Here is a 14,345-nt window from a genome sequence, read left to right as displayed (position 1 = left end):
TCACCGAGATCTTAGGCAAGCCTAACTAGCGCCGCAACGTGTCCCGCGGCACGTGCCGGTCTCAGTTGTTGAACAGCTGCTCGATGAGGCCCAGGCGCATGGCGGCGTCGCGGGCGAGGAGGAAGCCGACGATGCCGATGATCCAGCCGGTGGTGGAGGCGGCGTGTTTGGTCATCCAGGCGTTGATCTTCTGGAGCACCGGTTCGATCGCGTTGCGGGCCATGAGCCTGGCGGCCAGCAGGAACAGCGCGGGCGCGATCATGACGAGGCAGTACGCGGCAATCGTGGCGGTGGTGCCGACCGCGCCGAGCCCGGCGGCGGTGACCAGTCCGATCGCGGCGAGGTACGGGAGCATCGTGGCGACTTCGAGGGTCGCGGCGGCGGTGGCCAGGCCCATGAGGGAGAGCACCGAGCCGCGCGTGCGCACCGCGCCGTCCCCGGCCTGCGCCTCGACGCCGAGGGCTCTTTCGCGCCAGCGGTCGACGCGGCCGCCGCCGTCCTGCTTGCGCCTCTTGGAGTCGAAGCGGAAGCTCAGGGCGAACAGGCCCACGCCGAGGGCGAGCTGGATCCACATCGCGGGGCGGGTCTCGACCAGCGCGGAGAGGTCTTCGAGGAACGTGGTCGCGCCGAGCACGATGAGCATGCCCACGGCGAAGTAGAACACCGCGATGGTGCCGAGGTAGACGAGCATGCGCCCGGCCCTCACGCGGCCGGGGGCGAGCAGCAGCCAGATCGGGATGAGCAGCGTCCCGAAGCTGGTCGAGTCGATCAGCGCGAGCGCGACCAGCGGGGCTACGAGGGTGAGTTCCATGCTTGAAGCGTATGAATCCGGGCGGGGGCTCCGCGTCGGTCGCGGGAGTGAGGTTCGCAGGCGCGGCTCAGCCTTTGGTGGCAGTACGAAGGGTGCGGACGCCGGGTGGATAGCGCTTGCAGATATGGTGGGGCTTCGATGCGGCGAGCGAGAGGGAGCCCCCGATGGACGAACCCCTGGTGGTCAACGACAACGGCGCGTGGTGCTGGTTCCAGGACGAGCGCGCCCTCGTCGACCCCGTGGCGGGCACGCTCGTGGTCGGCTCGATCGCCGCCGCCGAGGGCCCGGGCGGCCAGGCGCGGTCGGGGAACGTCGAAGTCGCGGTGGTCGACCTCGCTTCGGGCGCAAGTGAAGTGGTGGTGCTGCACGAGCGGCTCGAAGTCGACGACCACGACGTGCCCGCGCTGTGGCACCGCGCCGACGGCCGCTGGCTCGCCGTCTACACCAAGCACAAGACCGACGACCTGACCCGCTGGCGCGTCAGCGAACCGAATGATCCGACCCGGTGGGGGCCCGAGCGCACGTTCGACTGGAGCGCCCTGACCGGCGGGAGGGGCGTCACGTACGCGAACCTGCGCGAGATGGACGGGCGGCTGTACTGCTTCGCGAGGGCGGTGAACGACGACCAGTGCGCGCTGGTCTCCGACGACGACGGCGACACGTGGGCGTACGCGGGCAAGCTGTTCACCAGGCCGAAGGTCGGCTACGTCAACGGGTACACCCGCTATGCGGGCCGCGGCCGGATCGACCTGGTGACCACCGACCACCACCCGCGGGACTTCGACAACTCGATCTACCACGGCTACTTGGAGCACGGTGCGCTGCACCGCAGCGACGGCACGGTCGTGGACGCCGAGGCCCTTCGCGGTGAAGCACCGTCGCAAGTGGAGCTAACCACGGTGCTCGCGGCGGGATCCCACTGGGGCGGGGTGCGGATGTCGCACTGCTGGACCACCGACATTCGCCGCGGCGAGGACGGCACGGTCGCGGCGGTCCTGACCGCCCGCGCGGGCGAGACGGAAGCGTTCGAGCGCGGCAAGGCGCACCCGGACCTGCGGTTCTTCTACGCGCGCCTGTCCCCCGGCGGCCAGTGGCGCGTGGGCGAGCTCGCCCAGGCCGGGCCGGGGCTCATGCCGCACGAGGAGGACTACACGGGCCTGGCCTCGATCGACCCGTACGACTTGGACTCGGTGTACATGTCCACCCGCGTCGACCCTCGCGGCGGCGACCTGGCGCACCACGAGATCTTCCACGGCCGCACCGAGGACGGCGGCGAGACCTGGGCTTGGACGCCGATCACCGAGGACTCCGAAGTGGACAATCTGCGTCCGATCGTCGCTCCCGGCGACCCGTCCCGCGTGCCGCTGCTGTGGTTCCGCGGCGACATGACCGCGTCCCAGCACTACCGCAGCGAAGTGGTCCTGCTGGACCTGCCGAGGGGCTGACGCGCCCTAGTAGCTTGGGGCGCATGGACTGGACCCGGAAGGCCGTGGCCGCGCTGCGCGAAAGCGAGCCGACGCCGCTTCGCACCGGGGTCGTGCGCTTCGGCGAGGGCGTCGCGATCCACGTCAAGGACGAGACCGCGCAGCCGACGGGGAACCTCAAGCACCGGCTGGTGCGCGACCTGCTCCTCAAGGCCGTGGTCGACGGCGAGCTGCGAGAAGGCACCCCGATCGTGGAGGCCACCGGCGGCGGTGCGGCACTCGCGTTGGGGCACTTCGCGAACCGGCTCGGGCTGCCGTACACGTGCGTCATGCCCGCGAAGGCCCACCCGGCCCAGATCGCGGCCGTCGAGGCGCTCGGCGGCACGTGCGAGCTGGTCGATCCGCCGCTGGCGATCTACGCGACCGCCGAGCGTCTCGCGGCCGAGCGCGGCGGGCACTACCTCGACATGTTCGCCCGCGCCGAAGCGGCCACGGACTGGCGCACGGGTGGCGTCGCCGGGGAGATCCTGGCCCAGAGCGACGTCGCACCGGCGTGGATCGTGTGCGGCGCGGGCACCGGCATCACCTCGGCCACCGCGGGCCGCCACGTGCGCTACGCCGGGGCCGCCACGCGGGTGGCCGTGGCCGACCCCGAGCATTCGAGCCACTTCCCCGCGTGGGCCAGCGGCTACGACGGCTACGCGACCGGGATGCCCTCGCGCGTCCCCGGGATCGGCAGGCCGCGCGTCGAACCGGCGTTCCGCATCGACCTGGTCGACGCCGTGGTCCCGGTCCCGGACGCGGCCGGCGCGGCCGCGACGCGGTACCTGGCCGAACGGCACGGCCTCGCGTTCGGGCCCGCCACGGGAACATGCCTGTGGGCCGCGATGGTGTTGGCGGCCAAGATGACCGCTCGCGGCGAGACTGGGGACCTGGTGGTGGTCGCCGGGGACGGCGGCGAGGCGTACCGGGGCACGTACTACGACGACGCGTGGCTGGCGACGAAAGGCCTGGACCCGGCCCCGCACCGGGCGGTGCTGGACGAGTTCGACGCGACCGGCCGGTGGACCGCCTGAGTCGTTTACAGCCGGTTCACACCGCCGGTCCTACGGTTCGGGCATGAGACGCATCGTGACGATCCTCGCGGCGGCCATGCTGGCCGCCGCATGCACCGCCGACTCCGGTCCCGGGGAGGGCGAACCGGCCGCCGAGCCTTGCGATCCGGACCTGGTGGCGGGCCTGAGCGGTTGGGCCGCGGCCGGGTTCAGCGGCGCGGTGGCCCTCGCCGGGCCGGACGGGTTCGGGTGCCGGGCCGCGTTCGGGTCGGCCGACAGCGAGAACGGGACGGCGAACTCGAACGAGACCGTGTTCGCGATCGGCTCGGTGAGCAAGGCGTTCACCGCGGCCGCGATCGCCGAGCTGGCCGCGGACGGAGTGATCGGGGTCCAGGACCGGGCCGGGGACCTCGTGCCGGGCCTGGCGGGCCCGGCCGCGGAGGTGACCGTGGAGCAGTTGCTGCTGCACACGAGCGGCCTGAACGGTTCGCACGGGCACGACCACGAGCCGCTGTCGCGGGAAGACGCGATAGCGGCGATCGGCGAGTTGGAGTCGGCGTTCGCACCGGGGAGCGACTACCTGTACTCCAATGCGGGGTACACGCTGCTGGCGTTGATCGTGGACGAGGCCACCGGGTCCTACCGGGAGTTCATGGCCGCGGAGGTGCTTCGGGGCGGCGGGTTCTGGGACGGCGACCCGGCCGCGCCGGGGCCGCGCGCGATCGGCTACGAAGGGGGCGTGGCCGCGTCGTCCACTGGGGACTTCGCCGGGCCGCACTGGGCGATGGAGGGCAACGGCGACCTGGCGATGACCACCGCCGACCTCGCCGCCTGGACCGAAGCGCTGTTCGCGGGCGAGGTGGTCTCGCCGGAGGCCGTGGAGTTGTTGCGGGGCTTGGAGTTCGATCACGGGGATGGGGCCGTCGAACTGCCCGGGTGGGTGTCGCTGGACGCCGAGGCGTTCGGCACCCCGGTGGTCATATCGGCCGGGGGCGGGGGCGACACCGGGCAGAACGCGGTCGTGGCGTGGCTGCCGGAGACGGGCGAGTCCATCGCGGTCGCGTCCAACACCGATGCGGTGACCGCCGAGGAGCTCATCCAGGCCGTGGGTCCGGCGCTCGCTTCGGGCGATGCGATCCCGATGCCCGAGGGGCACGTCGAGGCCGACCCGGCCGAACTGGCCGCCGCCGAGGGGACCTACGAGTTGGATTCGGGCGGCGTGTTCACCGTGACCGCCGCCGAGGACCGGCTGCTGGTGGCGGCCGACGGCGCGGACGCCGTCGAAGCACTGTTCGTCCCCGGGGCCTACACCGGCGATGCGGTGGCCGAACACGAGTCGGCGGTCGAGGCCCTGCTCGCGGGCGAGACCGCGGCGGGCCGCGAAGAGGTCGAGGCCGTCGAGTCGGACATCGGGGCGATCGAGGCGGTCGAACTCGCGGGGACCGTCGTGGAGGAATCGGAACTGCGCACCTACGTGCGCATCACCGCCGAAGACGGCGAGTACTTGGCCTGGTACGCGCTCGACGCGCAAGGCGGCGTCGCGGGCGTATGGCTCGGCGCGGAGCCGCCGGAGTTTACGCTGGTCTCCTCGGGCGACGGCGGGTTCCGGCCGGAGAACCTGAGCGGCGCCGGGAGCGGCCTGCGGGTGGTCTTCGACGCCGACGGACTCACCGTCGAGGGCCCCGGCGGCACCGCCCGGGCCTGGCGAACCGACTGAAAGGCACCGCATGCGCATCCTCCTGGTCGAGGACGACCGCGACCTCGGACCGGTCCTCGCGCTCGGCCTGCGCAACGAGGCCTACGCGGTGGACCTCGCGGCCACCTGTGCGGAGGCCGAGGAGCTGCTGTGCGCCAACGACTTCGACGTGGCCTGCCTCGACCTGGGCCTCCCTGACGGGGACGGCATGGACCTCGTGCGGCGCCTCGCGACCGACCCGCACCTGCGCCGCCCCAGACGCGTCCTGGTGCTCACCGCACGGGACGCGGTGGACGACCGGGTGGCCGGACTCGACGCTGGCGCGGACGACTACCTCGTCAAACCGTTCAGTTTCAGGGAACTCGCGGCTCGGCTGCGGGCCCTGGCCCGCCGGGCGGACGAAGCGGACGCACTGCTCGAAGCGGGCGACCTGCGTCTGGACACCGCGACGCACCGGGCCTGGCGCGGCGAACGCGAACTCGAACTGACCGCGCGGGAGTTCTCGATGCTGCGGTACCTCATGCACCGACAAGGGGAGGCGGTCTCGGCCGAGGAACTGCTGGAGCACGTGTGGGACGCGCAGGCCGACCCGTTCACCGCGTCGGTGCGGGTGATCCTCAGTCGTCTGCGCCGCAAGCTCGGCGAGCCCGGACCGATCGCGACGGTGACCGGGGTCGGCTACCGGTTGGAGGCGTCATGAGATCGCTGCGAGTCCGCTTGGCGCTGGCGGGCGCGCTGGCGATCTACCTGCCGGTGGTGCTGGTCTTCGCCGTCGCCTCCATCGAGGAGCACGAGGTGATCGAGGTCGACGCGCAGGGCGTGGCGCACACGGTCACGGGCACGAGCATCGCACCGTCCGGTTGGGCCGTGGCGACACTGGTGGCGCTGCTGCCGGTCACGGCGGCGCTGGCCTGGTGGTGGTCGGGCCGGGCGGTGCGGCCGTTCGTGCGCATCAGGGAGGCGGCAGAACGCATCGAGGCGGCGGACTTGAGCCTGAGGGTGGGCCGGGCCCAAGGATCGACGGAGGCGATCGGGTTGGCCGCCGCGTTCGACGCGATGCTCGACCGCTTGGAGCGTTCAGCGCAGGTGCAGCGGCGACTCGTGGAGGAGACCAGCCACGAACTGCGGACACCGCTGGCGGTACTCATCACCGGGGCCGACGTGCTGCTGGATCACCCCGAGCCCACGATGGAGCTGTACCGGGAAGGCTTGGAGCGCAGCCGAAACGCGGCCGCGCGGCTGAGCGACACGGTGGGCGAACTGCTCGTGGACGCGAGGGGCCGGGCCCGCACGCTCGAACGCAATCCCACGGACTTGGCGGCGCTGGCAGCGGCGGTCCTGGAGGAGTTCGCAGCGGTGGCCGAAGCGAAGTCAGTGCGCTTGACCCGCAGCGGCGACACCGATGTCGAAGCGGCAGTGGACGCCCCGAGCCTCCACCGAGCGATCGCGAACCTCGTGGACAACGCGATCAAGCACGCCCCGCAAGGCTCAGAAGTCGAAGTCGAGCTGAACCGAGGACCTGGGAACGTGTCGGTGGTGGTCACCGACACGGGCCCAGGTGTGCCTGCGGCCGAACGGGAACGGATCTTCGAACGATTCTGGCGAGGCGGGAGCACCCCCGGCACCGGCCTGGGCCTCCCGATCGCCCGCCAAATCGCACAGGCCCACGGCGGCAACCTCGATCTCCTCGACACCGAGGAAGGATGCCGCTTCCGCCTCACCCTCCCGACCGGTATGCCGCACGCTACCGATATTCGTTGAACCGCAGGGTATTGCCGAATGGATCAATGACGGTCATCGAGCGGGCGTCCCAAGGCTCCGTTTCGATGCCCGGGTTCGAGTACGGATAGTCCTTCGCCCCGAGCTCTCGATGGAACGCGTCAAGGCCGGTCATCCGGACGAACACGACCGTGCCGGGGCTGCCGTCGCCGTGGTGCTCGCTCAGGTGCAGGACCGTGGCGCCGCGTTCGACCTGCATGTACAGCGGCAGGCCGTCCTCGAAGCGGTGCTCCCAGGCCAGGTCGAACCCGAGGTAGTCGAGGTAGAACTCTTTGGCCTTCGCCTCCGAGAAGATCCGCAGGACCGGGACGGGCGCCTCCAGGGAGACGCCGTTGGAGCCGATGTCGGGCATGATGTCGTCCTTTTCGGGCCCTAGGGAAGCGTGTGTCCGGCCGCGCGGAAGAGGCGGTACCACTGTTCTCGGGTCAGGGGGATGTCGGAGCCCGCGGCGGATTCTCGGACTCGGTCGGGGTTGGTGGTGCCGAGGACGACCTGCATATTAGCGGGGTGGCGGGTGATCCAGGCGACGGCGATCGCGGTGGGGGTGGTGTCGTAGGCGGCGGCGATGTCGTCGAGGGCGTCGTTGAGTTCGGGGTGGTGCTCGCGGTCGCCGAGGAAGACGCCGTCGAAGAAGCCGCGCTGGAACGGGGACCAGGCCTGGAGGGTCATGCCGTTGAGGCGGGAGTAGTCGAGCAGGCCCCGGTCGCGATCGACGGACTGGTCGAGGCCGGACATGTTGGCGGCCACGCCGGAGGCGATGAGCGGCGCGTGGGTGATGCTCAGCTGGACCTGGTTGTAGCGCAACGGCTGCCGCACGGCGGTCTTGAGCAGCTCGATCTGGCCGGGCGTGTGGTTGGAGACCCCGAACTGGCGGACCTTGCCGTCGGCTTCGAGCTCGTCGAAGGCCTCGGCGACCTCGTCGGGCTCCACGAGCGTGTCGGGCCGGTGGAGCAGCAGCAGGTCGAGGTAGTCGGTGCGCAGCGCGGCCAGGGACTCGTCGACGCTGCGGAGGATGTGCTCCTTGGAGAAGTCGAAGAAGCCCTCGCGGATGCCGACCTTCGACTGGATGACGATCGCCTCGCGGTCCTCGTCGGTCAGCTTGAGGGCCTTGCCGAACCGGTCCTCGCACTCGTGGCGCTCGGAGCCGTAGATGTCGGCGTGGTCGAACACGTTCACGCCCACTTCCAGCGCGGTGTCGAACAGGGTTCGGATGGCGTCGTCGTCGAGCGCGCCGATGCGCATCAGGCCCAGGACCACGTTCGAGGGGCGCGGCCGGGCGTCCGGGATGTCGAGCGTTCTCATGGCGCCAATCCTGCCACACGGTCCGCGAGCGGCGGTGAATCGCCGGGTCAGGACGCCGCGGCCCGCTTCAGGCGGTCGAGGAGTTCGGGGCCGGGCCAGTCGCGGCGGCCGCCCTCCTCGGCGGCGTGGACGAGTTCGGTGAGCTCGGCGTTGACCGGGGCGGTGCGCCCGTGCTCGGCGGCGAGGGCCGTGACTTCGCCGTTGATGTGGTCCACTTCGGTGGGACGACCGGCTTCGAGGTCGTCCCACATGGACGATCGGGCGTGGCGGTCGACGGCGAGCGCGCGGCGGGCCGCGCGGGCGAAGACCTTGTCGGGCAGGCGGAGCAAGACCGGCATGAGGCCCGGGGGCAGCCCGGCGGTGCGACCGACGTCCAGGCGCGCGGCGCGCAGGACCCCGAGGGCCTCGCGGTGGGCCAGGGCCAGGCAGCGGCGGAAGTCGCGCTGCGCGAGTTCGGTGCGCAGCGGCAGCCCGGAGAGGGCGTTGACGGAGTTGTTGAGGTTGATCAGGAGTTTCGCGGCCTGGACGGCGCCCAGGTCGGGGCGCTGTGCGACCCCGGCGCTCGCCAGCGCGTCCGCGTAGGCCGCCAGGCCCGGGTGGTCTTGGACGAGGACCGCTCCGGCGGTGCCGCGGTGGAAGCGGCCTTCGCCCAGGCGCGCCACGTTGAACTCGACGGTCCCGGCCAGGACGGTCTGGTCGGGCAGGGCTTCGCGCAGGGTCGCGGTGTTGCGCAGGCCGTTCTGGAGGCTCACCACGATCGCGCCGGGCCGCAGGAGCTCGGCGAGGCATTCGGCGGCTTCGGCGGTCGCGCCGGACTTGACGGTGAGGAGCACCAGGTCGGCGTCGGCGGCGGCCTCGGCGTCGGTGGTGTAGCGGGGGTGTTCGACCCGGTCGGAGGTTCCGTCGAGGCCGGTGAGGGTGAGCCCGTGCGCGGCGGTCTCGCGGGCGAGGGGTTCGCGGCCCACGAAGGTCACGTCGGCTCCGGCGGCGGCGAGCCGCCCGCCCACATAGCAGCCGACGCTCCCGGCGCCGTAGACGCAGATCATCTCCGGATCGTACCCGGTGCCGAACGGCGGCATCGGGTCTCGCGAGCGGCTGGTTATGGGGAGGCGGCGTGGGTCGCGCCGCCGTAGCATCGAGGGAGACCTGCCCCTCGCCTCCCCCTCAGGAGCTCTCATGGGTCATCTTGTCTTGTCCCGCACCACCTCAGTCCATAGTGGATTCCGTGATGGGAGGGCTTGACGGTTTCTTCGCCGAAGTGGCGCAGGTGCTGACCGTCCTCGGGCTCGACGTCGACGCCGCGCTCGTCGGCGGCCTGTTCTGGCTCGTGGTCGCCGTGCTCACGGTCTACGTGGGCTACAAGGTGACCCGCGCGTCCATCACCGCCGGGATCGGCATCGGGCGGTTCACCAAGGACCAGATCGAGCGGCGGTTCTGGCAGGACCCGGGCAAATTGCGATTCGTCATCGGCCTGGTGCTGCTCACGGTCGCCTACGCCTTCTACGGCGGCGACCAGCCTCGCCCGCTCGCCGAGGCGCTGCTCGACATCGGTCGCGGCCAGATCCTCGGCGTGATGCCCCTGGCGATCCTGACGCAGTGGACACTGCTCATGGCGTTCTGGATCGCATTCGGACTGCTCATGGGCGTGCCGCTGGCGAAACTGGGGAAGCCCTTGGCCGACATCGCGATCGGCATGACGGTGCTCGCGGCCGAACTCGTCCTGTTCGCTCTCGTGATCATGTCCGTAGTGGAGGCCGAGTTCGCGGCGGCGGTCGCGTGGTTTCTCGTGTTCGCCGCGGCGAACCTCCCGCTCGCCTTCACCGCCCGCGCCGCGTTCCGCAAGCGGGGCCTGCGCGAACGACCCGTGCTGGTGCTGTGGCTGGTCTACACCGGGACGCTCACGCTGCTGCTCGGGTTCATCGCGGTCTGCGCCACCGTCGTCTTCGCGGCGGCCGAACTGGGGCCGCCCACCCAAGGAGGCGTCGTCAAGGTCGTCCTCATCGTCGTCCTGGTGATCGCGCTGATCATGTGCTTCCGGTTCCGCTCGGACGTGCTCGCCGAGGTCGACGCGCCCGAGTCACTGCTGTTCTTCATCGACTTCAGCTTGGCGCTGGCGACCGGGGTGGTGGCGGTGATCGGGGTGCAGCAGGCGCCGGTGACGCTGGGGCCGGTGCCGTCCTGGCTGGTCGCGGTCGGGCCGCCGCTCATCGTGGCCGCCATGATCCTCCTCGTCCACCTGCGCAGGCTGCGGGAGTCGACGCCGCGGTGGACGGCGTGCCTGGTGACCGGCGTGCTCGCGGCGTTCCTGGTCCTGCCGGCCACGGCCGGGCTCGCGCTCGTGCTCGGCCCGGTCCTGCCGCAAGTGGACCTGCCGTTCCTGTGAGCGGGGCCGAACCCCAAGGCCCCGAGATGTTCCGGTATCGACACCCGCGATTCAAGATGGGGTCATCGGATGTCACCCGAGTTTCGTGGAATACTCCTCGCATACCGCTCGAATCCCTCGGGAGAATCAGGAGCAGCAAGCATGACCGTCAACCGCAGAACCCTCCTCGGAGCATCGGCCGCCGCGGGGGCGGCCGCTGCCGCGATCACCGCGTCACCGGCGCAGGCCAAGCCCGTCAAGCGCCACTCGTTCACCGTCATGGGCACCACCGACCTGCACGGCAACGTCTTCAACTGGGACTACTTCGCCGACGGCGAGTACACCGACGCCGACGGGAACGCCAAGGGCCTGGCGCGCATCGCCACCCTCGTCGAGCAGGTGCGCCGGGAGAAGGGCCGCGAGAACACGATCCTCATCGACGCGGGCGACACCATCCAGGGCACGCCCCTGGCGTACTACTACGCGCGCGTCGACCCGATCGCGGGCGAGGCCGGGCCGGTCCACCCGATGGCCCAGGCCATGAACGCCATCGGCTACGACGCCGCCGCGCTGGGCAACCACGAGTTCAACTACGGGCTCGACACGCTCCGCAAGTTCGAGTCGCAGCTGGAGTTCCCGCTGCTGGGCGCCAACGTGATCGACACCGCCACGGACGAGCCGGCGTTCCCGCCCTACCACATCGTGCGCATGCGCACCCCGAGGGGCCGCGACGTCAAGGTCGCGATCCTCGGTCTGTGCACCCCGGGCGTGACCATCTGGGACAAGGCCTACGTGGACGGTGTCCTGGAGTTCCCGAGCCTGGAGACCGAGGCCGCGCACTGGGTGAAGCACCTGCGCGAACGCAAAGGCGTCGACGTCGTGATCGTCTCGGCCCACTCGGGGACCTCCGGGACCTCGGCCTACGACACCTCCACCGGGATCGGCATCGAGAACGCCGCCAAGATCGTGGCCGAGACCGTCCCCGGCATCGACGCGATCCTGGTCGGCCACGCCCACATCGAGATCGAGGAGGAACGCGTCACCGGCCCCGACGGCCGCGAGGTCGTGCTCTCCGAGCCGTACTTCCACGGCCAGCGCCTGACCGTGTTCGACTTCGAGGTCGAATGGGACCGCGGCAAGTGGAAGGTCACCTCAGTGTCGGCCTCGATCCGCAACTCCAACACGGTCGCCGACGACCCGGAGATCACCGAGATCCTCACCGCCGAGCACGACGAGGTCGTGGCCTACGTCAACCAGGTCGTGGGCCAGGCCGTGATCGACCTCGACACCGCCGAGGCGCGGTACAAGGACGAGCCGATCATCGACCTGATCAACAAGGTCCAGGAGGACGTGGTGCGCGAGGCGCTGGCGGGCGGCGAGTTCGCCAAACTGCCGGTCATATCGCAGGCTTCGCCGTTCTCGCGGACCTCGCTCATCCCGGCCGGGGACGTGCGTATCAAGGACCTGTCGAGCCTGTACATCTACGACAACACGCTGGTCGCCAAGCGGCTCAACGGGTCGCAGCTGCGCGACTACCTGGAGTACTCCGCCGAGTATTACGTGCAGACCCCGGCGGGCGGAGCCGTCGACCCCGAGGCGATCACGAACCAGGACGGGCGGCCGGACTACAACTACGACTACCTCTCGGGGTTCACCTACGAGATCGACATCGCCAAGCCCGCGGGCTCGCGCATCGCGAACCTCCGGTACGAGGGCGTCGAGGTCGCCGATGACCAGGAGTTCGCGTTCGCGGTGAACAACTACCGCGCCAACGGCGGCGGGAACTTCCCGCACGTGGCCGCGGCCGAGGAGCTGTGGAGCGAGTCGACCGAGATCCGCACCCGCATCATCGAATGGGTCACCGCCAAGGGCGCGCTCGACCCGGCCGAGTTCGCCTCGGTGGACTGGACGCTGACTCGAGACGGCGTCCCGGTCTTCTGAGACGCTGACGGCCCCGCGACCAGCCGGTCGCGGGGCCGTTTCACGTTCGGCGCGGGAAGGGTGTCCGGTGCCGGGACGAGCGTGGCAGTATTGCGTCCACCAGGCGGGCTTACCGCCCGGCTAGTAGACGCATGGGAGCGCACATGGACTTTCGGGAAGAGGCCGCGACGATCGCACCGGAGCTGATCGCACTGCGACGCGAACTCCACAAGATCCCCGAGATCGGCCTCGACCTGCCGAAGACGCAGGCGGCCGTGCTCGCCGCACTCGACGGGCTCGGCCTGGAGATCACCCTCGGCGAGACCTCGACCTCGGTCACCGCGGTCCTGCGCGGCGGCCGCCCCGGCCCGGCGGTGCTGCTGCGCGGCGACATGGACGCCCTCCCGGTCACCGAGGAGACCGGCGTCGAGTTCACCTCCGAGCACGTGGGCACCATGCACGCGTGCGGGCACGACCTCCACACGACCGGCCTGGTCGGCGCCGCGAAGCTGCTCGCGGCGCACCGCGACGAGCTGCCCGGTGACGTGGTGTTCATGTTCCAGCCCGGCGAAGAGGGCCACGACGGCGCCAGCCACATGATCGCCGAAGGCGTCCTCGACGCCGCGGGCGAGCGCGTGGTCGGGGCCTACGGCCTCCACGTCATCTCCGACATGGTCCCGCGCGGCGTGTTCACCACCCGGCCCGGACCGATGATGGCCGCGTCCTCGGGGCTGTTCGTGAACGTGATCGGCAAGGGCGGCCACGGTTCCCGCCCCCACGCCACGCTCGACCCGATCCCGGTGGCCGCCGAGATCGTGACCGCGCTCCAGAACCTCATCACCCGCCGCTTCAGCGTGTTCGAGCCGATCGTGATCACCGTAGGCACCTTCCACGCGGGCACGAGGCACAACATCATCCCCGACAACGCCAAGTTCGAGGCCACCGTGCGGACCTTCTCCGAAGCGGCGCTCGCGCAGGTCGAGAAGGAGTCGGTGAAACTCGCCGAGGACATCGCCACCGCGCACGGCCTCCACGCCGAAGTGCGGTTCGACCGCGAGTACCCGGCCACGATCAACGACGCCGACGAGGCCGCGTTCGTGGCCGACACCGTCAAGGACCTCTTCGGCGAGCACCGCTACACCGAGATGCCCGAGCCGGTCATGGGCTCCGAGGACTTCTCGCGCGTGCTCGAAGCCGTCCCCGGCTCGTACATGTTCTACGGCGCCACCATCGCCGACGACCCGGCCGTCGGGGCCTCCAACCACTCCCCGCGGGCCGCGTTCGACGACTCCGTGCTCGCCGACGGCGCCGCGCTCCTCGCCGAACTGGCCGTTCGCAGACTCAACCGAGGCTGAAAGGAAGGGAGGCGGACCCGGTCCGCCTCCCTTCGCTCACTTCTCCAGGCCCAGCTCGTCGATGATCTCCTCGACGATCTGTTCAGGATGCTCGCGGATGTCCACCAGCAGGCCGTGCTCACCGGGAGTCAGCGGTTCGAGCGCCGCCAACTGCGACCGCAGCAGCGCCGGAGGCATGAAGTGGCCCTTGCGATGCGCGAGCCGCTCGGCGATGACCTCCTCCGAGCCGTGCAAGTGGATGAAGTGGATCTTCGGCTCCGAAGGATCAGGGGCCCGCAGCACGTCGCGATACGAGTGCTTCAGCGCCGAACACGTGACCACCGTCGACTCCCCCGCATCGGCCCGCCCCCGGATCCACGCCCGCAGCGACTCCAGCCACGGCAGGCGGTCCTGGTCGCTCAACGCCTCCCCCGCGCGCATCTTCGCCACGTTCGACTCCGGGTGGAAGTCGTCACCCTCCGCCATCGGCCAACCGAGCCGCTCCGAGAGCAGCCCCGCGATCGTGCTCTTCCCCGAGCCCGACACGCCCATCACCACCAGGCACTCAACTGTCATCGCCCCTCCTCGCCGCACCGTAGTCACGCATGAGTCGCGCGGCCCGGAAATCGGAATATTCCACCTCCGCACCCGCGCCACCATCG

General features: G+C 70.7%; 13 protein-coding genes. 8 read left to right on the top strand and 5 right to left on the bottom strand.

The features are described 5' to 3' along the window. Positions 1-61: 61 nt before the first annotated feature. On the bottom strand, positions 62-811 hold the full coding sequence (locus AB0B28_RS00285; protein WP_360113944.1) for a GAP family protein: 750 nt from the start codon (positions 809-811) through the stop codon (positions 62-64). A gap of 164 nt (positions 812-975) precedes the next feature. Here AB0B28_RS00285 and AB0B28_RS00280 point away from each other — a divergent pair, with 164 nt between their 5' ends. The 5 genes from AB0B28_RS00280 to AB0B28_RS00260 are packed head-to-tail and all read left to right on the top strand — an operon-like array spanning position 976 to position 6,747. Next, entirely contained in the window at positions 976-2,256 is a 1,281-nt protein-coding gene (locus tag AB0B28_RS00280; protein WP_360113941.1) for a BNR-4 repeat-containing protein, read from the top strand. A 23-nt stretch (positions 2,257-2,279) separates the two neighbouring features. Beyond that, a complete protein-coding gene (locus tag AB0B28_RS00275) occupies positions 2,280-3,311 on the top strand; it encodes a pyridoxal-phosphate dependent enzyme (protein WP_360113939.1) in 1,032 nt (343 codons plus the stop codon). A gap of 43 nt (positions 3,312-3,354) precedes the next feature. Beyond that, positions 3,355-5,007, top strand: coding sequence for a serine hydrolase domain-containing protein (locus tag AB0B28_RS00270; RefSeq protein WP_360113936.1), 1,653 nt, complete (start codon positions 3,355-3,357; stop codon positions 5,005-5,007). A 10-nt stretch (positions 5,008-5,017) separates the two neighbouring features. Next, positions 5,018-5,686 carry a response regulator transcription factor gene (locus tag AB0B28_RS00265; protein WP_360113933.1) on the top strand — a complete coding sequence of 223 codons (669 nt, stop codon included), beginning with the start codon at positions 5,018-5,020 and terminating at the stop codon, positions 5,684-5,686. After that, on the top strand, positions 5,683-6,747 hold the full coding sequence (locus tag AB0B28_RS00260; protein WP_360113930.1) for an ATP-binding protein: 1,065 nt from the start codon (positions 5,683-5,685) through the stop codon (positions 6,745-6,747). The genes AB0B28_RS00265 and AB0B28_RS00260 overlap by 4 nt, the downstream gene beginning before the upstream one ends. Here AB0B28_RS00260 and AB0B28_RS00255 read toward each other — a convergent pair. From AB0B28_RS00255 to AB0B28_RS00245, 3 genes are read right to left on the bottom strand one after another with little or no spacing between them, the layout of a single operon-like run. Further along, positions 6,731-7,117, bottom strand: a complete 387-nt coding sequence (locus AB0B28_RS00255) for a glyoxalase superfamily protein (RefSeq protein ID WP_360113927.1) — start codon at positions 7,115-7,117, stop codon at positions 6,731-6,733. The genes AB0B28_RS00260 and AB0B28_RS00255 overlap by 17 nt on opposite strands. Before the next feature lie 20 nt (positions 7,118-7,137). After that, the gene (locus AB0B28_RS00250; protein WP_360113924.1) at positions 7,138-8,067 is read right to left on the bottom strand and encodes an aldo/keto reductase; all 930 of its coding nucleotides are present in this window, start codon (positions 8,065-8,067) and stop codon (positions 7,138-7,140) included. A gap of 47 nt (positions 8,068-8,114) precedes the next feature. After that, positions 8,115-9,113 (bottom strand): 2-dehydropantoate 2-reductase, encoded by a 999-nt coding sequence (locus AB0B28_RS00245; protein WP_360113921.1) that lies wholly within the window; start codon positions 9,111-9,113, stop codon positions 8,115-8,117. Positions 9,114-9,295: 182 nt separating this feature from the next. Here AB0B28_RS00245 and AB0B28_RS00240 point away from each other — a divergent pair, with 182 nt between their 5' ends. The 3 genes from AB0B28_RS00240 to AB0B28_RS00230 all read left to right on the top strand — a co-directional run bounded on the left by AB0B28_RS00240 (position 9,296) and on the right by AB0B28_RS00230 (position 13,704). Beyond that, complete coding sequence (locus AB0B28_RS00240; protein WP_360113918.1) at positions 9,296-10,450, top strand: hypothetical protein; 1,155 nt, start codon at positions 9,296-9,298, stop codon at positions 10,448-10,450. 141 nt (positions 10,451-10,591) lie between these two features. Continuing rightward, a complete protein-coding gene (locus tag AB0B28_RS00235; protein WP_360113915.1) occupies positions 10,592-12,370 on the top strand; it encodes a 5'-nucleotidase C-terminal domain-containing protein in 1,779 nt (592 codons plus the stop codon). A 143-nt stretch (positions 12,371-12,513) separates the two neighbouring features. Beyond that, positions 12,514-13,704, top strand: a complete 1,191-nt coding sequence (locus AB0B28_RS00230) for a M20 family metallopeptidase (protein ID WP_360113912.1) — start codon at positions 12,514-12,516, stop codon at positions 13,702-13,704. 36 nt (positions 13,705-13,740) lie between these two features. Here AB0B28_RS00230 and AB0B28_RS00225 read toward each other — a convergent pair whose 3' ends face one another. Beyond that, the gene (locus AB0B28_RS00225) at positions 13,741-14,259 is read right to left on the bottom strand and encodes a gluconokinase (protein WP_360113909.1); all 519 of its coding nucleotides are present in this window, start codon (positions 14,257-14,259) and stop codon (positions 13,741-13,743) included. Positions 14,260-14,345 lie beyond the last annotated feature (86 nt).

The sequence above is a fragment of the Glycomyces sp. NPDC046736 genome (assembly GCF_040645615.1).
In the GTDB taxonomy this organism is placed as follows: Bacteria; Actinomycetota; Actinomycetes; order Mycobacteriales; family Micromonosporaceae; genus Glycomyces.
Note: the sequence above shows the minus strand (reverse complement) of the source record. Positions and strands in the feature narration are given on the sequence as shown.

Coding starts and splice junctions, on each gene's coding strand:
- AB0B28_RS00250 (WP_360113924.1), bottom strand. CDS start 8,067: ATGAGAACGCTCGACATCCCGGACGCCCGGCCGCGCCCCTCGAACGTG.
- AB0B28_RS00240 (WP_360113918.1), top strand. CDS start 9,296: ATGGGAGGGCTTGACGGTTTCTTCGCCGAAGTGGCGCAGGTGCTGACC.
- AB0B28_RS00265 (WP_360113933.1), top strand. CDS start 5,018: ATGCGCATCCTCCTGGTCGAGGACGACCGCGACCTCGGACCGGTCCTC.
- AB0B28_RS00275 (WP_360113939.1), top strand. CDS start 2,280: ATGGACTGGACCCGGAAGGCCGTGGCCGCGCTGCGCGAAAGCGAGCCG.
- AB0B28_RS00225 (WP_360113909.1), bottom strand. CDS start 14,259: ATGACAGTTGAGTGCCTGGTGGTGATGGGCGTGTCGGGCTCGGGGAAG.
- AB0B28_RS00255 (WP_360113927.1), bottom strand. CDS start 7,117: ATGCCCGACATCGGCTCCAACGGCGTCTCCCTGGAGGCGCCCGTCCCG.
- AB0B28_RS00235 (WP_360113915.1), top strand. CDS start 10,592: ATGACCGTCAACCGCAGAACCCTCCTCGGAGCATCGGCCGCCGCGGGG.
- AB0B28_RS00280 (WP_360113941.1), top strand. CDS start 976: ATGGACGAACCCCTGGTGGTCAACGACAACGGCGCGTGGTGCTGGTTC.
- AB0B28_RS00260 (WP_360113930.1), top strand. CDS start 5,683: ATGAGATCGCTGCGAGTCCGCTTGGCGCTGGCGGGCGCGCTGGCGATC.
- AB0B28_RS00245 (WP_360113921.1), bottom strand. CDS start 9,113: ATGATCTGCGTCTACGGCGCCGGGAGCGTCGGCTGCTATGTGGGCGGG.
- AB0B28_RS00270 (WP_360113936.1), top strand. CDS start 3,355: ATGAGACGCATCGTGACGATCCTCGCGGCGGCCATGCTGGCCGCCGCA.
- AB0B28_RS00285 (WP_360113944.1), bottom strand. CDS start 811: ATGGAACTCACCCTCGTAGCCCCGCTGGTCGCGCTCGCGCTGATCGAC.
- AB0B28_RS00230 (WP_360113912.1), top strand. CDS start 12,514: ATGGACTTTCGGGAAGAGGCCGCGACGATCGCACCGGAGCTGATCGCA.